The 18,804-nt window shown below is 57.7% G+C and carries 15 protein-coding genes and 1 pseudogene; 7 read left to right on the forward strand and 9 right to left on the reverse strand.

The features are described 5' to 3' along the window. Positions 1 to 14: 14 nt before the first annotated feature. Together A1WC_RS17545 and A1WC_RS17540 are read left to right on the forward strand one after the other, a co-directional pair. Positions 15 to 1,154, forward strand: coding sequence for a GGDEF domain-containing protein (locus A1WC_RS17545; RefSeq protein ID WP_016160551.1), 1,140 nt, complete (start codon positions 15 to 17; stop codon positions 1,152 to 1,154). Between the two features lie 31 nt (positions 1,155 to 1,185). Further along, positions 1,186 to 2,016 carry an N-acetylmuramoyl-L-alanine amidase gene (locus tag A1WC_RS17540; RefSeq protein ID WP_008805827.1) on the forward strand — a complete coding sequence of 277 codons (831 nt, stop codon included), beginning with the start codon at positions 1,186 to 1,188 and terminating at the stop codon, positions 2,014 to 2,016. On the opposite strand, the gene A1WC_RS17535 is transcribed toward A1WC_RS17540, so the two are convergent. From A1WC_RS17535 to poxB, 4 genes are all read right to left on the reverse strand, one after another. Next, on the reverse strand, positions 2,013 to 3,026 hold the full coding sequence (locus tag A1WC_RS17535; protein ID WP_008805828.1) for an NAD-dependent epimerase/dehydratase family protein: 1,014 nt from the start codon (positions 3,024 to 3,026) through the stop codon (positions 2,013 to 2,015). The two genes, A1WC_RS17540 and A1WC_RS17535, sit on opposite strands and share 4 nt — an antisense overlap. 87 nt (positions 3,027 to 3,113) lie before the next feature. Further along, positions 3,114 to 4,556 (reverse strand): SDR family oxidoreductase, encoded by a 1,443-nt coding sequence (locus A1WC_RS17530; protein ID WP_016160552.1) that lies wholly within the window; start codon positions 4,554 to 4,556, stop codon positions 3,114 to 3,116. Positions 4,557 to 4,566: 10 nt separating this feature from the next. Beyond that, the gene (gene ltaE, locus A1WC_RS17525; protein WP_012542339.1) at positions 4,567 to 5,568 is read right to left on the reverse strand and encodes a low-specificity L-threonine aldolase; all 1,002 of its coding nucleotides are present in this window, start codon (positions 5,566 to 5,568) and stop codon (positions 4,567 to 4,569) included. Between the two features lie 38 nt (positions 5,569 to 5,606). Beyond that, positions 5,607 to 7,325 (reverse strand): ubiquinone-dependent pyruvate dehydrogenase, encoded by a 1,719-nt coding sequence (gene poxB, locus A1WC_RS17520; protein WP_016160553.1) that lies wholly within the window; start codon positions 7,323 to 7,325, stop codon positions 5,607 to 5,609. Between the two features lie 151 nt (positions 7,326 to 7,476). Here poxB and A1WC_RS17515 point away from each other — a divergent pair, with 151 nt between their 5' ends. Beyond that, the gene (locus A1WC_RS17515; protein ID WP_016160554.1) at positions 7,477 to 7,911 is read left to right on the forward strand and encodes a DoxX family protein; all 435 of its coding nucleotides are present in this window, start codon (positions 7,477 to 7,479) and stop codon (positions 7,909 to 7,911) included. Between the two features lie 207 nt (positions 7,912 to 8,118). Here A1WC_RS17515 and hcr read toward each other — a convergent pair whose 3' ends face one another. From hcr to aqpZ, 4 genes are all read right to left on the reverse strand, one after another. After that, entirely contained in the window at positions 8,119 to 9,087 is a 969-nt protein-coding gene (hcr, locus tag A1WC_RS17510) for an NADH oxidoreductase (RefSeq protein ID WP_016160555.1), read from the reverse strand. 10 nt (positions 9,088 to 9,097) lie between these two features. Then, on the reverse strand, positions 9,098 to 10,750 hold the full coding sequence (gene hcp, locus A1WC_RS17505) for a hydroxylamine reductase (protein ID WP_012968625.1): 1,653 nt from the start codon (positions 10,748 to 10,750) through the stop codon (positions 9,098 to 9,100). A 143-nt stretch (positions 10,751 to 10,893) separates the two neighbouring features. Next, positions 10,894 to 11,793 (reverse strand): lysine exporter LysO family protein, encoded by a 900-nt coding sequence (locus A1WC_RS17500; RefSeq protein ID WP_016160556.1) that lies wholly within the window; start codon positions 11,791 to 11,793, stop codon positions 10,894 to 10,896. A 115-nt stretch (positions 11,794 to 11,908) separates the two neighbouring features. Beyond that, positions 11,909 to 12,604 (reverse strand): aquaporin Z, encoded by a 696-nt coding sequence (aqpZ, locus tag A1WC_RS17495; protein ID WP_002896434.1) that lies wholly within the window; start codon positions 12,602 to 12,604, stop codon positions 11,909 to 11,911. A gap of 420 nt (positions 12,605 to 13,024) precedes the next feature. On the opposite strand from aqpZ, the gene A1WC_RS17490 reads away from it, so the two are divergent. From A1WC_RS17490 to macB, 3 genes and pseudogenes are all read left to right on the forward strand, one after another. Further along, on the forward strand, positions 13,025 to 14,683 hold the full coding sequence (locus A1WC_RS17490; RefSeq protein WP_008805837.1) for an ATP-dependent endonuclease: 1,659 nt from the start codon (positions 13,025 to 13,027) through the stop codon (positions 14,681 to 14,683). A gap of 137 nt (positions 14,684 to 14,820) precedes the next feature. Beyond that, on the forward strand, positions 14,821 to 15,936 hold the full coding sequence (gene macA, locus A1WC_RS17485; protein WP_008805838.1) for a macrolide transporter subunit MacA: 1,116 nt from the start codon (positions 14,821 to 14,823) through the stop codon (positions 15,934 to 15,936). Further along, positions 15,933 to 17,859 (forward strand): annotated as a pseudogene (macB, locus tag A1WC_RS27425) (macrolide ABC transporter ATP-binding protein/permease MacB). Before macA ends, macB begins: the two are co-directional and overlap by 4 nt. A gap of 66 nt (positions 17,860 to 17,925) precedes the next feature. On the opposite strand, the gene cspD reads toward macB, so the two are convergent. After that, positions 17,926 to 18,147, reverse strand: a complete 222-nt coding sequence (gene cspD, locus A1WC_RS17480; RefSeq protein WP_002896516.1) for a cold shock-like protein CspD — start codon at positions 18,145 to 18,147, stop codon at positions 17,926 to 17,928. Positions 18,148 to 18,472: 325 nt separating this feature from the next. Here cspD and clpS point away from each other — a divergent pair, with 325 nt between their 5' ends. Continuing rightward, positions 18,473 to 18,790, forward strand: coding sequence for an ATP-dependent Clp protease adapter ClpS (gene clpS / locus A1WC_RS17475; protein WP_002896520.1), 318 nt, complete (start codon positions 18,473 to 18,475; stop codon positions 18,788 to 18,790). The last annotated feature ends 14 nt before the right edge of the window (positions 18,791 to 18,804 follow it).

Below are 18,804 nucleotides of genomic sequence, written 5' to 3' on the forward strand. Positions count from 1 at the left end.
ACCAGGGAGATAAGATGTTAACAAATAAGCGAGAGCAGGCCCGGCAGCAGCGAGCCGCGTTGTGGGCCACCAAAGATAATGTTCAGCGCCATGCGCTGTCCATGAGTATGCCCTGGCTGGCCTTTGTCAATATCGCTTTTGCGTTAATGATTTTCTTCCGCAATTTTATCTTTACCTATTTTGATAAGAAGTTACTGACGCACCGGGCGGTTATTCCTTATATCGAAGTGGCGCTGATCGCGGTTATTATTATTTCGGCCATTTTAGTGATTATTGCCGTCACCCCGCGGCTGGCGCAGGGGCGATATACGCTGAATATCATCACCGGGCTGCTGCTGGCGCTCAGCCTGTGCTGGTCCCTGAGTAATTACTGTTTTATCTTTTTCTGGACCTTGCCCTTCGCCTGGCCGCTGCTGGTGATTTTAATGACCACCGGGCTCACCGCGCTCTATCACCACTGGCCCGGCATTATCGCCTTTATGCTCCCAATGTGGGTGACCGCCTTGCTGGCAGGGGTGCAGATTCACTATGACGGTGAATTTCGTTTTTTGACCTTATGGGCTATTTTCACCGCGATTTTGCTTTATGGACGGCGTATTCTGCAGCGCTGGTATGATGAAGCCTGGGATACGCATCAGGAAAATATGCAGCTTATCCAGCGGCTGGAAAGTATCGCTAACCGGGATGCCTTAACCGGAACGGCCAATCGCCGGGCACTGAATGCTTTTCTGGCGCAGCTCTGGGAGCAAAAAGCGCCGTTAGCGCTGATCATGATCGATGTCGATTACTTTAAGCGTTATAACGACCATTACGGCCATCAGGCCGGCGATGACTGCTTATCGTCTGTCGCGCAGGTGCTTAAAATGGCGGTGCGGGCTGAGGACGATTTGGTGGCCCGCTACGGCGGCGAGGAGTTTGTCGTGTCGCTGCCGGGGGTTTCCTTAGCGCACGCCACCGTCATTGCCGAGCGCATTCAGCAGAAAATCCACGACGCGGCCTTGCCGCATGAAGCCTCTGCGGTGGCGGCGGTAGTGACCGTCAGCATGGGCGTGGTGGCTTCCGACGGCACGGTCCCGATGGAGACGCTGATCGCCCGGGCGGACAGTGCGTTGTACCAGGCTAAAAATAAAGGACGTAATCAATGGTCTTATTAACCCGGCTCCACTGCCGGGCGAGGGAAAGGGGATGAAACGGATTGCGCAGGTCGCCCTGCTGGCGCTGCTGTTAACCGGCTGTGCCGGGGAAAAGGGAATTATCGATCGCGATGGATACCAGCTGGACACTCGCCATCCGGCGCAGGCGGCCTATCCGCGAATAAAAGTGCTGGTGATCCACTATACGGCAGACAATTTTGATGTTTCTCTGGCGACGTTGACCGATAAAGAGGTCAGCTCCCACTATTTAATCCCCGAGCAGCCGCCGCGTTATCAGCATAAACCGCGGATCTGGCAGCTGGTGCCGGAAGAGGATTTAGCCTGGCACGCCGGGGTGAGCTACTGGCGCGGCAGTACGCGTATCAATGATACGTCCATCGGCATTGAGCTGGAGAACCGCGGCTGGCAGAAGACGGCGGGCGTCAAAAGCTTTACCCCCTTCCATCCGGAACAGATAGCGGCCCTGATCCCGCTGGCGCGCGATATTATCACCCGCTACCACATCGCGCCGCAGAACGTGGTGGCCCATGCCGATATCGCGCCGCAGCGTAAAGACGATCCGGGGCCGCTGTTTCCCTGGCAACAGCTGGCGCAGCAGGGGATTGGCGCCTGGCCTGACGAGCAGCGAGTGGCCTTTTATCTGAACGGACGGCCGGCCAGCGATCCCGTTGACCCAGAGGTGGTGCTGGATTTACTGGCGCGCTACGGCTATCAGGTGACGCCGGAGATGACCCCCGCGCAGAAGAAGCGGGTGATTATCGCCTTCCAGATGCACTTCCGTCCGCAGCGCTGGGATGGCGTAGCGGATGCGCAAACTGAAGCGATAGCCGAGGCGCTGTTAGAAAAATATGGCCAGGGTTAGCGGTGAAGTTTACCGTGGTCGCGTAGCCAGGCGGCGGTACGCACAATGCCGTCGTCAAGCGTCACCACCGGCTGATAGCCCAGTTCATCCTGCGCGCGGGTGATGTCGAGCGTAAAATCAAAGTTAAGTTTGGAAACGCCGTAGTGGGTAAAGGCGGGCTCTTTGGCTGTTTTATCGCCAAAACGTTCCATGCTGCGGGCAATAATATCCAGCATCGGGTAGGGAACTGAGCGGATCCGGCACTTGATGCCCAGCTCGTCGATCAGTTTCTGCACGATGCTTCGCAAGGTGCGCGGTTCGCCGTTGCTGATATTCCACGCGCGGGCGGAAGGAAGATGATCGCAGGCCGACTGGCTCGCCAGCCACATCGCATGCACGGCGTTTTCATAATAGGTCATGTCGACCAGCGCGCTGCCGCCACGCGGCAACAGGACGCTGCCATAATGCTGCATCATTTGCGCCAGCCGGGGAATAAAGACTTTATCGTGCGGCCCGAACAAGCTCTGCGGACGCAGAATGGTAAAACGGGTGTGCGGGTTGGCCTGCGCCAGCAGGTTGATCACCTCCTCGCTGGCCGCCTTGCTGCGGGCAAACTCGTTGGCGAAGCGATGCGGGCGGAAATCTTCCTGGATATCGCGATGGTGGTGATAATCGAAATAGAGCGATGGCGAAGAGATATGGACGAAATTGCGCACCCCCCATGCCACAGACCATTCGCCCAGACGGCGGGTGGCGCGGACGTTAGCGAGATCGAAAGCCTGCTGGGTGCCCCAGGGCGAGGTAAAGCTGGAGCAGTGCCACAGGGTATCGATACCGGCGAGCATCACTTTAGCCTGCGAAGAGACCAGCTCGGTTAAATCGGCCGGGATGAATTCTGCCCCCATTTTGCTCAGAAGCTTACCCATCGCTTCGTTGCGCCCGGTGGCTCTCACGCTGATGCCCTTATTGCGCAGATATTCCACTGCGTTGCGGCCTAATCCGCTGGTCGCACCGGTAACCAGTACCTTCATATCACTCTACTGTCCCAGAAAAGAATTTCGTGCGCATTTTTCCGTGATTCTCCCGACTATGCAATGAGAATCATGAAAGAATAATGCTTATCCTTGGTCTCTGCCTGAGATTTGTTCGGCCAGCCGGGCGATGCGTTGCGCCATACCGCGGAAAATAAACAGGTGCGCCGGGATCATCAGCAGCCAGTAGATCAGTCCGGGCATACCGTGCGGGTGCCACCAGGCGCGCACGTCCAGTTCGCGATGGTCGCCTTTATCGTTTATCGTAAAGCTTAACCGGCCCAGCCCCGGCGCTTTCATACCGAACAGCAGGGTGAGCTGTTTTTCTTCCTCCACGATAATTACCTTCCAGCTGTCGACCGTATCGCCGGTTTGCAGATAGTCGCGCTGCGGCCGTCCTTTGGCTAACCGATGGCCGACCAGCAGGTCCATCGCACCACGGGTTTTCCACAGCAGATTGCCGAAAAAATACCCCTCTTTACCACCGATTTGGTTAACGACCTGCCACAAGGCCTGGCGGCTCGCCTGGGTGGTGACGGTGCAGCCAGCCTGTTTCGGAAAGTAGCCGTACTCCGGTCGCCAGCGGGCGAAAGCCTGGGCGTCGTAGCCCCAGTCGCTGGAGTTTACCAGCTGCTCTTCTTCTTTCAGCGTGCGGCGAACCGCCTGATCGAAGGGGATCAGCGTTTGCGGGATCAGCGCTCGCAGCGCCCGGTCGTCGGCGATCAGATCGTGCTTCAGCCCCTGAATCAGCGCCCTGGCGATGGTAGGCGGCACCGAGGTGATAACGTTAAGAAACCACACTGAGATCCAGCGCGTCGGCAGGGGAATGGGAATGAGCGGGCGATGTTTACCGCTGACGGCCATAAAGTGGATAAACTGCTGCTGATAGCTTAACACCTCCGGACCGGCGGCTTCGAAGACGCGATGCGCGTTGGACGGATGATTCAGCAGCTCAACCAGGTCAAAGAGCAGATTTTCCAGGGCGACAGGGGTGGTACGCGAGCGTACCCAGCGCGGGGGAGTGAGCACTGGCAGGTTATAAACCATATCGCGCATCACCTCGAAGGCGGCAGAGCCGGCGCCGACGATAATCCCGGCCCGCAGTTCGGTCACCGGCACGCCCGACTCACGCAGGACCTCACCGGTCACCTGGCGGGCGCGCAGATGGTCAGATTGTTCCTGCACCGGGGCCTGCAGCGAACTGAGAAATATCACCTGGCGCACTGACGACTGACGCAGGGCATCGCGCACATGCGTGGCCACCCGGCGTTCATGGGCGATAAAATCGCCGCCTTCGCCCATACCGTGTACCAGATAATAAAGGGTATCGATGCCGGCGAGCAGTGCAGGCAGAGCCTGCGGCTGATTAAGATCGACTGACCGGCAGGTAACGCCGGGCAAATCGAGCTTTTGCAGTCGGTCGATATGGCGTGCCGCCGCCAGCACTGGATAACCCCGCGCGCTTAACTCGCGCACCAAATGCTGGCCAATATAGCCGCTGGCGCCGAGCACCAGAACCGATTGCGACACGCCTGACTCCTTAGCGCTGTAAAAAAGCCTGCCAGTGAGCGACCACCTCGCTCAGCTGCTGACGGTTGACATCCAGGTGAGTGACCAGACGGACAACAGGAGAGGCGTTAATCAACACGCCGCGCGCCTGCATAAACTCGCCGAGCGCCGGGGCCTGCGCTTCGCCAACGCGCACAAACAGCATGTTGGTATCATGGCGGGTGACGTCGGCGCCGATGGCGCGAAGCTGCTCCGCCATCCACGCGGCGTTGTCATGATCCTCCTGCAGGCGCTGTACGTTATTTTTCAGCGCGTACAGCCCGGCAGCGGCCAGTATGCCCGCCTGGCGCATGCCGCCGCCAACCATTTTCCGCCAGCGGATAGCACGGCGAATGTACGCCTCGCTGCCCAGCAATAGCGAGCCTACCGGGGCGCCAAGCCCCTTTGACAGGCAGATGGTGAAGGAGTCGCAGTACTGAGCGATATCACGCAGTTCGCAGCCGTAGGCCACTACGGCGTTAAAGATACGCGCGCCGTCGACGTGCAGCGCCAGGTCGCGCTGGCGGGTAAACGCCCAGGCTTCCTGCAGATAGTCGCGCGGCAGCACCTTACCGTTGTGGGTGTTTTCCAGGCTCAGCAGGCGGGTGGGGGCAAAATGGATATCGTCGGGTTTGATTTTCGCCGCCACTTTATCCAGCGGCAGCGAACCATCCGCCGCGGCGTCAATCGGCTGTGGCTGAATACTGCCGAGTACTGCCGCGCCGCCGGCTTCGTACAGATAGTTGTGCGCCCCCTGGCCGACGATATACTCTTCGCCGCGCTGACAGTGGCTGAGCAGGCCAACGAGGTTGGCCTGGGTGCCAGTGGGCAGAAACAGCGCCGCCTCTTTGCCCGCGAGGTCGGCGGCATAGCGCTGCAGTTCATTGACGGTAGGGTCGTCGCCATACACATCGTCCCCGACCGGGGCGGCCATCATGGCCTCCAGCATGGCGCGCCCGGGACGGGTAACGGTATCACTGCGTAAATCGATCACGGCTTTTCCTTGGTCTGGTTCAACGTATTGCTTCTGTTTTACCTGAGCCAGTTGGTTTTCGCCAGTTCGATGACCTCATCGCCGCGCCCGCTGATGATCGCCCGCAGCATATACAGGCTAAAGCCTTTCGCCTGCTCCAGCTTGATCTGCGGCGGGATAGCCAGCTCCTCTTTGGCGACGACGACGTCGACCAGCACCGGACCGTCGGTGCGGAAGGCGGTCTGCAGCGCTTCATCCACCTCGGAGGCTTTTTCAACGCGTATACCTTTGATACCGCAGGCCTCGGCGATGCGGGCGAAGTTGGTATCGTGGAGCTCCGTACCGTCGGTGAGATAGCCCCCGGCCTTCATCTCCATCGCCACGAAGCCCAGCACGCTGTTGTTAAAGATGACAATTTTCACCGGCAGCTTCATCTGCGCCAGCGACAGAAAATCGCCCATCAGCATGCTGAACCCGCCGTCGCCGCACATGGCCACTACCTGCCGCTCCGGGGCAGTAGCCTGGGCGCCAATGGCCTGCGGCATGGCGTTGGCCATTGAGCCGTGGTTGAACGAGCCCAGAAGGCGGCGTTTGCCGTTCATTTTGAGGTAGCGTGCCGCCCAGACGGTGGGGGTGCCGACATCGCAGGTGAAAATGGCGTCTTCATCGGCAAAATGGCTGATCTGCTGTGCCAGATATTGCGGGTGGATTGCCTTATCGCTGGGTTTTGCCAGATCGTCGAGCCCTTTTCGCGCGTCGCGATAGTGCTCCAGCGCCTTATCGAGGAAGTGGCGATCGGTTTTCTCTTCCAGCAGCGGCAGCAGCGCTTTTAGCGTCGATTTAATATCGCCCACCAGCGCCATATCGACCTTACTGTGGGCGCCGATGCTGCCGGGGTTAATGTCGATCTGAATAATTTTGGCGTCGGTTGGATAGAAGGCGCGATAGGGGAACTGGGTGCCCAGCAGGATCAGGGTATCGGCGTTCATCATGGTGTGGAAGCCAGAGGAGAAGCCAATCAGCCCGGTCATGCCGACATCGTACGGATTGTCGTACTCCACGTGCTCTTTGCCGCGCAGGGCGTGGACGATGGGGGCTTTAATTTTGGCCGCGAACTCCACCAGCTCCTGATGAGCGCCGGCGCAGCCGCTGCCGCACATGAGCGCGATATTGCTGGAGTAGCGAATAAGCTGCGCCAGCTTGCGCAGTTCTTCTTCCGCCGGAGTGACCGTCGGCAACGGCGCATGATACCAGTGGCTGCTGGCGCTCTCCGGGGCAGCCTTCAGCGCCACGTCGCCGGGCAGCACCACTACCGAGACGCCGCGGTTAATCACCGCTTTACGCATGGCGATGGCCAGCACCTGCGGAATCTGTTCCGGGGTGGAGACCAACTCGCAGTAGTGGCTGCATTCGCGGAACAGCTCCTGGGGATGGGTCTCCTGAAAATAGCCGCTGCCGATTTCGCTGGAGGGGATGTGGGCGGCAATGGCCAGCACCGGCACATGGTTACGATGACAGTCAAACAGACCGTTAATCAGATGCAGGTTGCCCGGCCCGCAGGAGCCGGCGCAGACCGCCAGTTCGCCGGTCAGCTGCGCCTCGGCGCCAGCGGCGAAAGCAGCCACCTCTTCGTGCCGGGTGGGCATCCAGTCGATGGTGCCCATGCGGTTCAGACTATCGCTCAATCCATTGAGGGAATCTCCGGTGACGCCCCAGATACGTTTCACGCTGGCCTGTTCCAGCGTTTTGGCAATGTATGCGGCCACGGTTTGTTTCATGATCTCCATCTCCTTTTTGTGATAACGCCTTCAAGCTTAGATGAAACTGCAGGTTACGTTGCTGATTGTCCCTTATTTTTTGCTGGTTTTATTGCTGAAAAATTGTGCATACTCAGGGATCTCACAGGATGTAAAACAGGAAGCACATCAGATGGTTAAGGGAATGTTAAACGCAGTAAATAAAACGCTGTCGCATGACGACGCCGGTAAACTCTTGTTACGACTCGCCGTCGGCGGGTTAATGCTGTTTCACGGTCTGCACAAGCTGCTGGACGGCGTGGGCGGGATCAGCGGCATGCTGGTGGCGAAGGGGTTGCCGGGGTTTATCGCCTACGGTGTGCTGGTGGGGGAAGTGGTCGCTCCCTGCTTGTTAATTCTCGGCGTCCTGACCCGCCCGGCGGCGCTGGTGCTGGCGTTCACCATGGTGGTGGCGTGGCTGATGGTCGGTCTCGGCAAGACGTTTGCGCTTGATGCAGTGGGGGCGTGGGCGATCGAGAACCTGGTCTATTTCTTTGTTGGCGCGCTGGCGATTGCGCTACTCGGCGCAGGGCGTTATTCGCTGGCCGGCCAGTCGGCCTGGCGGTAAAAATGCCTCATTCGTCCTGGGGCGTAAAGTCGATACTGTTGCCGGTTTGCAACTTTTTCAGTATGAGAAAATGTTTATCTCATGTCGCCTGAGCGTTTATTATCGCCCGGGATTTTCCCGGAGGCGGCGCATTGCGCCTTCTCCGGGCTACCCAATCGCACAGCGCTGTAGCCCCGGTAAGCGGTAGCGCCACCGGGGATTTTGACCTCAGGCGAGAACCAGATCGCTCTGCGGATGGCAGGAGCAGGCCAGCACATAGCCGTCGGCGATTTCGGCGTCGGTTAACGTCATGGTGCTGGTGACGCTGTACTTCCCGGAAACCACTTTGGTTTTACAGCAGCCGCAGACGCCGGCGCGGCAGGCGACGGTCACCGGCACTTTATTGCTCTCTAGCGCATCAAGCAGTGTGGTGCCCACCGGCGCGTAAAACTCGCGCGCCGGCTGCAGTTTGGTAAATTTCAGTCCACTGGTCGCGGCTTCCGCCACCGGGGTGAAGAACTTCTCCTTAAAGAAGCGTGTGACGCCCAGGGCGGCAACATCTTGCTCGACCTTCTCCATATAAGGCGCCGGGCCGCAGGTCATCACGGTGCGGCTGGCTAAATCCGGCACGCTCTGCAGCAGCTCCCGGGTCAGACGGCCGGCGACAAAGCCATGAGTGGCATGGTGCTCTGCCACCAGGGTGACCGGATACTGGCGCCACTCCTCGGCAAAGATCACATCCTCCGGCGAACGCACGCTATAGATCACCTGCACGTCGGCCTGCGGTCGATACTTCGCCAGCCAGCGACGCATCGACATTATCGGCGTTACGCCGCAGCCGGCGGCCAGCAGCAGGAATTTATCTTCCGCTTTATCGTCGCAGGTAAACTCGCCCATCGCATCGGACAGCCAAAGGTAATCGCCGCGTTTGACCTCGCGGGTCAACCACTGCGAACCCGCGCCCTCGTCAATACGGCGAACGGTCAGCGTAATGTACTCGCTGACCCCCGGCGTGGAGGAAAGGGTATAGGCGCGCAGCGTTTCCGCCGAGTGACGCACGCTGACCAGGGCATACTGGCCGGCGCGGTACGGATAGTAATCGTGGCACAGCAGCGAAAGGGTCCACACGTCCGGGGTTTCCTGGTGAATGTGGTGAACCTGCATCCGCCACGGGCACTGGGAGGTTTGCATGGTCATCAGGGACTCCTTAAGCGCTCAGCAGCTGCTGCATATCTTGTTCCACGGTGGTCACGGAACGCAGTCCAAACTTCTCATTGAGGATCGCCAGCAGATCCGGGGTGAAGAAGCCAGGCGCCGTCGGGCCGGTGACGATGTTTTTCACCCCCAGCGACAGCAGCGTCAGCAGGATGACGATCGCTTTCTGTTCGAACCAGGAGAGCACCAGCGACAGCGGTAGGTCGTTAACACCGCAGCCCAGTTTTTCCGCCAGCGTAACCGCGAGAATAATTGCCGAGTAGGCATCGTTGCACTGCCCGGCGTCGACCAGACGCGGCAGACCTTCGATATCGCCGAAGTCCAGCTTGTTAAAGCGGTATTTACCGCAGGCCAGGGTCAGGATCAGGCAGTCATCCGGCACGCTGGTGGCGAAATCGGTGAAGTAGTTACGCTCCCCGCGGGCGCCGTCGCAGCCGCCGACGAGGAAGATATGGCGCAGTTTTTCACGGCTGACCAGATCGATCAGCGTATCCGCCGCGCCAAGCAGGGTCTGACGGCCAAAGCCGACGGTGATCAGATGCGGGATTTCGCTGTACGGGAAGCCCGCCATCTGCTGCGCCTGGGTGATAACCGGGGCGAAGTCTTCACCTTCCAGATGGTTCACGCCCGGCCAGCCGACGATGCTGCGGGTCCAGATGCGGTCGTCGTAGGCGCCGACGGTGGGGTCGATGATGCAGTTCGAGGTCATCACGATAGGGCCCGGGAAGCGGGCGAATTCCACTTGCTGGTTTTGCCAGCCGCTGCCGTAGTTGCCGATCAGATGTTTGAATTTACGCAGCTCCGGATAGCCGTGCGCCGGCAGCATTTCGCCGTGGGTATAGACGTTAACGCCGGTGCCTTCCGTCTGCTCAAGCAGGTTATACAGATCTTTCAGATCATGGCCGGAGATCAGGATGCACTTCCCTTCGGTGGCTTTAACGTTCACCTGAGTCGGCGTCGGGTGGCCATATTTAGTGGTTTCACCAGCGTCAAGGATGCTCATCACCTGGAAGTTCATCTGGCCGATTTCCATCGAACATTCCAGCAGCGCGTTCATATCCGCCGGCCAGGTTCCCAGCCATGCCATGATTTTATGGTACTGGGCATAAATCGCGTTGTCGTACTGGCCGAGTACGTGGGCGTGCTCCATATAGGCCGCCGCGCCTTTCAGGCCGTACAGGCACAGCAGACGCAGACCGAGAATATTCTCGCCGATGGCGGCTTTATCTTTATTTGGGGCATAGTCTGCCGCCTGACGCTGCAGGTCACCCAGATCGTCGCTGACCAGGTGTAAATCGGCTACCGGGTTATCAACCGCGGCGCTGGCGTCGAGGTTCTGGCACTGCGCTTTCAGCGCTTCACGCAGGGCAATCGCCTGGCGGGCGTAGCCGACGATACGCGGAGAATCGAAGTTGACGTTGGTCAGGGTGGAGAAGAAGGCGCGGGGGGCAAAGCTGTCGACCTCATGATCGATAATGCCATATTCGCGGGCCTTGAGCGCCCAGGCGGACAGGCCTTGCAGTGATGCAATCAGCAGATCCTGCAGATCGGAGGTTTCCGCTGTTTTACCGCACATCCCCTGCGCGTAAGAGCAGCCGTTGCCGGCTGGGGTACGAATGGTTTGTTCACATTGCACACAAAACATGGTCACACCTTTAAAGTTATATTTAATATACATGTTTAAGGTTATGCCGCATGGCACAAGGTGAAAAGGCATTTCTGATACAACTTAAAGGGAGATTGATTTAGCGCAAATTTGGCGGCAGTAAGTCTGCCGCCAGCGGGTATTCAGGCGGTAAAAAAGGCGATCAGGATCGGGACCAGCAGGCTAAGCAGAAAACCGTGCACGATAGCGGCAGGAACAATCTCGACGCCGCCGGAACGCTGGAGTACCGGTAAGGTGAAGTCCATCGAAGTGGCGCCGCACAGCCCCAGCGCTGTGGAGCGGCTGCGGCGAACAAGGCCCGGAATTAACATGATAGCCAGCAGCTCGCGACACAGATCGTTAAAGAACGCCGCGCTGCCGATCACCGGGCCAAAGGATTCAGTGAGTAAAATACCGGAGAGCGAATACCAGCCGAAACCGCTCGCCATCGCCAGACCGGTCTTTAACGGCAGACCGAGAATAAAGGCGTTAAGTATCCCGCCAAGTAATGAACTGGCCATAACCACCATGGCGACGATCATTCCCCGACGGTTAAGGACTATTTGTCGCAGACTCATTCCATTATTGCGTAATTGAATACCGACGAGGAACAGGAGAAAGATCAGCGTATATTCGCTGGCTTCGGTCGAGTGCTGTAAAAAAGACAGGCCGGTCAGGCCGAGCAGAAAACCGAGCACGACCACGCCGCACAGCTGCAGCGATTCCAGGGCCATGGCCAGGCGCGAAGGTAATTTCTCCTGCCGATGCTGACTGCGCCATGGCATTTTACTTTCCAGCCACAACAGGGCGGCAATATTACACAGTAAAATGATGACCACGCTCACTGCAGCGTAATGCAATATGGCCAGCAGGTTGCTTGCCAGATTGTCGAGGAATGCCAGGCTGATCCCCATAAAGAAAAGGATGACATAGACAATCCAGCTGAGCATCCGGTTAATCAGTTTTAGCGCGGAGGGTTGACGAAGTGGCACCAGATAGCCGACAACCAGCGGCAACAGAATGATGAAGAGTCCCGATAACATGAACGATGCAGCCCTTGCATAATGAGAATAGCGCCCATGACACTACCCAAATCACCGGGCCGAGTAAAGCTGCCACCAGAAAGAAAAAGCCCGGAAACCCGGGCTTTACAAAGGATTAATCACGTTTTTCCAGCAGGGTGCGATACAGCACGCCGCCGAGGATCCCGCCGACGATCGGCATGACCCAGAACAGCCACAGCTGCTGCAGAGCCCAGCCGCCCTGGAAAATCGCTACCGCGGTGCTGCGCGCCGGGTTGACCGAGGTGTTGGTAACCGGAATGCTGATCAAATGGATGAGGGTCAGCGCCAGGCCGATAGCGATGGGGGCAAAGCCCGCCGGGGCATGTTTATCGGTCGCGCCATGGATAACCAGCAGGAAGCCACAGGTCAGGACAATTTCAATGACGATAGCCGACAGCATGGAGAAGCCGCCCGGGGAGTGTTCGCCATAGCCATTGGAGGCAAATCCGCTGGCGGCGGCATCAAAGCCGGCTTTACCGCTGGCCACCACGTAAAGCACCGCCGCGGCAATAATGCCGCCGACCACCTGAGCGATAATATAGCCAATGACTTCTTTCGCCGGGAAACGGCCGCCGGCCCACAGGCCCAGGGTCACCGCCGGGTTGAAATGCCCCCCGGAAATATGGCCGACCGCAAATGCCATGGTTAATACCGTTAAGCCAAATGCCAGCGCGACGCCGGCAAAACCAATACCGAGCTCAGGGAAGGCTGCGGCAAGCACGGCGCTACCGCAGCCACCAAATACAAGCCAGAAAGTGCCGAAGCATTCTGCTGCTAATTTTCTGAACATAACCACCTCAATTAAAATGTATACGCGCACGAGTGGACCGTGCCGGTCTTTATTTATCGTGATAAGGGATGACGATAAAAATAAAGCGGCGTTATTCTAGAGATAATCGCCATCCCAGAGCCAGTTAAATATATTGATATTATTTGATTTAGGGCAAGGTGAAGGGATTCCGTTTGCCAGTGTAGTCTTTCCTTATATCCGTGGAAGATTATCAATAGTGTAGATCATAACGCCTGAAATAAAACTATTTTGTTTGATGAATAATCAACAGCCGGTAATAGGCGATAAGTGAGTAATTTTATGAATATATTTAATCTGCTGAATATGATGCGCCGATGCGATTAAGCAGAGTGTCATCTTGCCGCTGCCCTCGCTATACTGTTGATTACTGAAGGAGAGTGGTGGTTTAGCGGAGGGGATATGCTTCTTGAGCGCGTAGAAATCGTCGGTTTTCGCGGTATCAATCGTTTGTCGTTGATGCTGGAGCAAAATAACGTCCTGATCGGGGAGAACGCGTGGGGGAAGTCCAGTCTGCTTGATGCGCTGACCCTGCTTTTGTCCCCTGAGTTCGATCTTTATCACTTTGTACGCGATGACTTCTGGTTTCCCCCGGGCGACATCCAGGGGCGCGAGCACCATTTGCATATTATCCTGACCTTCCGCGAAACCGAACCGGGCCGCCATCGGGTCCGGCGTTTTCGTCCGCTTCAGCGCTGCTGGGTACCTTGTGACGATGGTTATCATCGGGTGTTCTACCGTCTGGAAGGTGAGCTCGCCGATGACGACAGCGTGATGACCCTGCGGAGCTTTATCGATGGCGAAGGCGAAGCGCTGGCGGTTGAGGATATTGATGATCTGGCCAGACACCTGGTGCGTCTGATGCCGGTGCTGCGCCTGCGCGACGCGCGCTTTATGCGGCGCATCCATAACGGGACGGTACCGCATTCGCCGCAGATAGAGATCACCGCCCGCCAGCTCGATTTTCTCTCCCGGGAGCTGGTCAGCCATCCGCAAAATTTATCGGACGGTCAGATCCGCGAGGGGTTGTCGGCCATGGTGCAACTGCTGGAGCATTACTTTGCCGAGCAAAGCAGCGCCCAGACACGGCATCGTCTGATGCGGCGGCGCTCCCATGATGAGCAGCGCAGCTGGCGCTATCTGGATATTATCAACCGGATGATCGATAAACCCGGCGGGCGCAGCCATCGGGTGATTCTGCTGGGGCTGTTTTCCACCCTCCTGCAGGCAAAAGGGACGGTGCGCCTCGATCGCGACGCGCGGCCGCTGTTGCTGATTGAAGATCCGGAGACGCGTTTGCATCCGATTATGCTCTCTGTCGCCTGGCACCTGCTGAATTTATTGCCGCTGCAGCGCGTGACCACCACCAACTCCGGGGAGCTGTTGTCCCTGACGCCGGTGGAGCAGGTCTGTCGACTGGTTCGTGAGTCGTCGAGGGTGTCGGCATGGCGGCTGGGACCCGGCGGAATGAATGCCGAAGACAGCCGGCGTATCGCCTTCCATATTCGCTTCAATCGCGCCTCATCGCTCTTCGCCCGCTGTTGGCTGCTGGTGGAAGGGGAGACGGAGACCTGGGTTATCAACGAACTGGCCCGCCAGTGTGGCCATCATTTTGATGCCGAGGGCGTGAAGGTGATCGAGTTCGCCCAGTCAGGCCTTAAACCACTGATCAAATTTGCCCGCCGGATGGGGATCCAGTGGCACGTGCTGGTGGATGGCGATGAGGCGGGGAAAAAATATGCCGCCACCGTGCTCGGCCTGCTGAATAACGATCGCGAGCTGGAGCGTGACCATTTGACGAGCCTGCCAGCGATGGATATGGAGCACTTTATGTATCGCCAGGGATTTGATGACGTTTATCACCGGGTGGCGCAGATCCCGGATAATGTCCCTATGAATATGCGGCGGGTGATCACCAAGGCCATCCATCGTTCATCCAAGCCCGACCTGGCGATTGAGGTGGCGATGGAGGCCGGCCGACGCGGGGTGGACGCGGTGCCGACGCTGTTAAAGAAAATGTTCTCGCGGGTACTGTGGCTGGCTCGTGGTCGTGCAGATTAACCTGCGCCGTAGGGCTGGCGCAAAGCTCTCCGGTAGCTAAACAAAACGTAAGCAACGTTAAAAATGGGTGTTCTGTTGTCGACGGGTTTGGATAGAATCACCGTCTGGAGCGGCAGGGAAACAGCAGGAATCGGATAATGAAAGTGAAGGGAAAACGCAGGACAATCTGGTGGTTGTTAGCGATCGTTGTGCTGGGTCTGGCCGTCTGGGGATGGCGGATCCTGAATGCGCCGCTGCCGAACTACCAGACGCTGGTGGTGCGCAAAGGTGACCTCCAGCAGAGCGTGCTGGCCACCGGTAAGCTGGATGCCCTGCGGAAAGTTGACGTCGGCGCCCAGGTCAGCGGACAGCTGAAAACGCTGCACGTCAATATCGGCGATAAGGTCAAAAAGGACCAGTTGCTGGGGGTTATCGATCCGGAGCAGGCGCAAAACCAAATTAAAGAGGTTGAAGCGACGCTGATGGAACTGCGTGCCCAGCTCAATCAGGCGCGCGCGGAGAGCAAACTGGCGCAGGTGACTCTGGCCCGTCAGCAGCAGCTGGCGCAGCGCCAGCTGGTCTCGCGACAGGACCTTGATACCGCGGCCACCGATCTGGCGGTGAAACAAGCGCAGATCGGCACTATTGAAGCGCAAATCAAGCGTAACCAGGCGACGCTCGACACCGCGAAGACCAACCTCGACTACACGCGGATCCTGGCGCCGATGGCTGGCGAAGTGACGCAAATTACCACCCTGCAGGGACAGACGGTGATCGCCGCCCAGCAGGCGCCGAACATTCTGACGCTGGCGGATCTCAGCACCATGCTGGTCAAAGCGCAGGTCTCTGAAGCGGATGTCATCCACCTCAGACCGGGGCAAAAGGCGTGGTTTACCGTGCTGGGGGATCCGCTGACTCGCTATGAAGGCACGCTGAAAGACATTTTGCCGACGCCGGAAAAAGTCAATGACGCCATCTTCTACTATGCCCGCTTCGAGGTGCCGAATCCGCAGGGCATCCTGCGTCTCGACATGACCGCGCAGGTGCATATCCAGCTGGCCGAGGTGAAAAACGTGATTACCATCCCGCTGAGCGCCCTGGGTGACGCGGTGGGTGATAACCGCTATCACGTCCGGTTGTTGCGCACCGGCGAGGTAAAAGAGCGTGAGGTTGCCATTGGCGCCCGCAACGATACCGACGTCGCGGTGGTGCAGGGGCTGGATGAGGGAGATGAAGTGATCGTCGGCGAGAGCGCGAGCGGGGCGGCAAAATGACGGCGCTGCTTGAGCTGCGTGATATTCGTCGCAGCTACCCTTCCGGCGACGGCAGCGTTGAGGTACTGAAGGGGATCACCCTCAGCATCAATGCGGGGGAGATGGTGGCGATCGTGGGTGCCTCCGGCTCGGGCAAATCGACGCTGATGAATATTCTCGGCTGTCTCGACAAACCGACCAGCGGCACCTACCGGGTGGCGGGAACCGATATCGCGCAGTTGAATGGCGATGCGCTGGCTCGGCTGCGGCGGGAACACTTTGGTTTTATCTTTCAACGCTACCACTTGCTGTCACATCTTACCGCCGCGCAGAACGTTGAAGTGCCTGCGGTGTATGCTGGCAGCGAGCGACGGGCACGCCTGGCGCGCGCCCATGATCTGCTGGTGCGTCTGGGGCTTGGCGATCGGGCTGACTATCAGCCGTCGCAACTGTCCGGCGGCCAGCAGCAGCGGGTGAGTATCGCCCGTGCGCTGATGAACGGCGGGGAAGTGATTCTGGCGGATGAACCGACCGGCGCGCTGGACAGCCATTCCGGCGAAGAGGTGATGGCGATCCTGCATCAGCTCAAAGCTCAGGGCCATACGGTCATCATTGTCACCCACGATCCGCAGGTCGCGGCCCAGGCGGAACGGATCATTGAGATCCGCGATGGCGAGATCGTCCGCAATCCGCCCGGCAGCCGCCAGGACGGTGGGCTGCGCGCCCGTCAGCAGGCGGAACCAGTTTACCAGTGGCTTTCGCGAAGCGCTGGTCATGGCGTGGCGGGCGATGGCGGCGAATAAAATGCGTACCCTGCTGACCATGCTCGGCATTATTATCGGTATTGCGTCGGTGGTATCGATCGTGGTGGTCGGTGATGCCGCCAAGCAGATGGTGCTGGCGGATATTCGCGCTATCGGCACCAATACCATCGATGTCTATCCCGGAAAGGATTTTGGCGATGACGACCCGCGTTATCAGCAGGCGCTGAAGTATGACGATTTGCTGGCGATCCAGAAACAGCCATGGGTGCGTTCCGCCACGCCGGCGGTATCGAAAAGCCTGCGCCTGCGCGCCAACAATATTGACGTTGCCGCCAGCGCGGAGGGGGTCGGGCCGCAGTACTTTAATGTTTACGGCATGACCTTCAGCGAAGGCAATACCTTTAATGAACTGCAGCTCAACAGTCGGGCGCAGGTGGTAGTGCTCGACAGCAATACCCGTCGCCAGCTGTTTCCCAATAAAGCGAAAGTGGTGGGCGAGGTGATTCTGGTGGGCAATATGCCGGCCACGGTGATCGGCGTCGCGGATGAAAAACAGTCAATGTTTGGCAGCAGTAAAATTCTCCGCGTCTGGTTGCCTTACACCACCATGGCGGGAAGAGTGATGGGCCAGTCGTGGCTGAACTCCATTACGGTACGCGTTCATGAAGGTTATGACAGTGAAACCGCGGAGAAACAGCTGCTGCGTCTACTGGAGCTGCGGCATGGTAAAAAAGATGTATTCACCTGGAATATGGACAGCATCTTGAAAACCGCAGAAAGGACCACACATACCTTACAGCTGTTCCTGACATTGGTGGCGGTGATTGCCCTGGTGGTTGGCGGTATTGGTGTAATGAATATTATGCTGGTGTCGGTGACCGAACGGACGCGCGAAATCGGCATCCGCATGGCGGTTGGCGCGCGGGCCAGCGATGTACTGCAGCAGTTTCTCATCGAAGCGGTGCTGGTTTGCCTGGTCGGTGGCGCGCTGGGGGTCACGTTATCGCTGATGATCGCATTTATTCTGCAGCTGTTTCTGCCCGGCTGGGAGATCGGTTTTTCCCCGCTGGCTCTGCTAACGGCTTTTCTCTGTTCGACGTTGACCGGGGTGCTGTTTGGTTGGCTGCCAGCGCGCAACGCGGCACGGCTCGATCCGGTGGATGCGCTGGCACGCGAATAGAAATAAAAATGCCAGTCAGAAGGACTGGCATTTTATTAGCAGGATGTACACAATGAAGCAAAAGAGTTATGCAGCCGTTTCCGCTTCCACAGGGACGATCACGCTGGCGTGGTTGCCTTTTGGCCCCTGGTGAACATCAAACCGAACGGCTTGTCCGGCTTTTAGCGTTCTGTAACCATCCATCTGGATGGTGGAGTAATGGGCGAAAATGTCTTCGCCGCCGCCCTCAGGGCAGATAAAACCGAACCCTTTGGCATTGTTGAACCACTTAACAGTACCCATTTCCATACTTCGACATCCTTCGTAAATCTTTATAAGTAAGATGGAATGAACCGGTGGTGGAGTGACGAGTTGTTCAATTGCTCGCCAACTCTCGCCACTACAATTTAGAGAAATACGAAAACGCGTCAAGCGATTGAGGAGGGGGAACGGCGAAAAATGCGTCAAAATTTGAAGCAGTTAACGCTATTGCCGGGGAATGTGACAGCCGTCGCGGATAGAAGCGATAGATGATAGTTATCTATGATCTGTTGTAGATTTGTGATGAGCATAACCTCTGGTCATCGACAGGCCTCCGCCTGTTGGCAACAGCAACCGATGATGAACACTGACGATGAGTAAGAGAGATTGGCTGGACTTCGAGCACCTGGTTGACGACGAAGTTCGTGATGCGATTAAACCGCCATCTATGTATAAAGTGATATTAGTCAATGATGACTACACTCCAATGGAGTTTGTTATTGACGTGTTACAAAAATTCTTTTCTTATGATGTTGAACGTGCAACGCAACTGATGCTCACGGTTCACTATGAAGGTAAGGCGATTTGTGGCGTGTTTACCGCGGAAGTGGCGGAGACCAAAGTCGCTATGGTGAATCAGTACGCGAGGGAGAACGAGCATCCATTGCTGTGTACGCTGGAAAAAGCCTGAATACAGGCATGAAA

The sequence above is a fragment of the Klebsiella sp. KTE92 genome, from assembly GCF_000398905.1.
Lineage (GTDB): Bacteria > Pseudomonadota > Gammaproteobacteria > Enterobacterales > Enterobacteriaceae > Klebsiella > Klebsiella variicola.

What these genes read in the sequence shown, in the direction of transcription:
- A1WC_RS17545 (WP_016160551.1), top strand. Translation starts at nt 15, where the DNA reads ATGTTAACAAATAAGCGAGAGCAGGCCCGGCAGCAGCGAGCCGCGTTG.
- A1WC_RS17540 (WP_008805827.1), top strand. Translation starts at nt 1,186, where the DNA reads ATGAAACGGATTGCGCAGGTCGCCCTGCTGGCGCTGCTGTTAACCGGC.
- A1WC_RS17535 (WP_008805828.1), bottom strand. Translation starts at nt 3,026, where the DNA reads ATGAAGGTACTGGTTACCGGTGCGACCAGCGGATTAGGCCGCAACGCA.
- poxB (WP_016160553.1), bottom strand. Translation starts at nt 7,325, where the DNA reads ATGAAACAAACCGTGGCCGCATACATTGCCAAAACGCTGGAACAGGCC.
- A1WC_RS17515 (WP_016160554.1), top strand. Translation starts at nt 7,477, where the DNA reads ATGGTTAAGGGAATGTTAAACGCAGTAAATAAAACGCTGTCGCATGAC.
- hcr (WP_016160555.1), bottom strand. Translation starts at nt 9,087, where the DNA reads ATGACCATGCAAACCTCCCAGTGCCCGTGGCGGATGCAGGTTCACCAC.
- hcp (WP_012968625.1), bottom strand. Translation starts at nt 10,750, where the DNA reads ATGTTTTGTGTGCAATGTGAACAAACCATTCGTACCCCAGCCGGCAAC.
- A1WC_RS17500 (WP_016160556.1), bottom strand. Translation starts at nt 11,793, where the DNA reads ATGTTATCGGGACTCTTCATCATTCTGTTGCCGCTGGTTGTCGGCTAT.
- aqpZ (WP_002896434.1), bottom strand. Translation starts at nt 12,604, where the DNA reads ATGTTCAGAAAATTAGCAGCAGAATGCTTCGGCACTTTCTGGCTTGTA.
- A1WC_RS17490 (WP_008805837.1), top strand. Translation starts at nt 13,025, where the DNA reads ATGCTTCTTGAGCGCGTAGAAATCGTCGGTTTTCGCGGTATCAATCGT.
- macA (WP_008805838.1), top strand. Translation starts at nt 14,821, where the DNA reads ATGAAAGTGAAGGGAAAACGCAGGACAATCTGGTGGTTGTTAGCGATC.
- cspD (WP_002896516.1), bottom strand. Translation starts at nt 18,147, where the DNA reads ATGGAAATGGGTACTGTTAAGTGGTTCAACAATGCCAAAGGGTTCGGT.
- clpS (WP_002896520.1), top strand. Translation starts at nt 18,473, where the DNA reads ATGAGTAAGAGAGATTGGCTGGACTTCGAGCACCTGGTTGACGACGAA.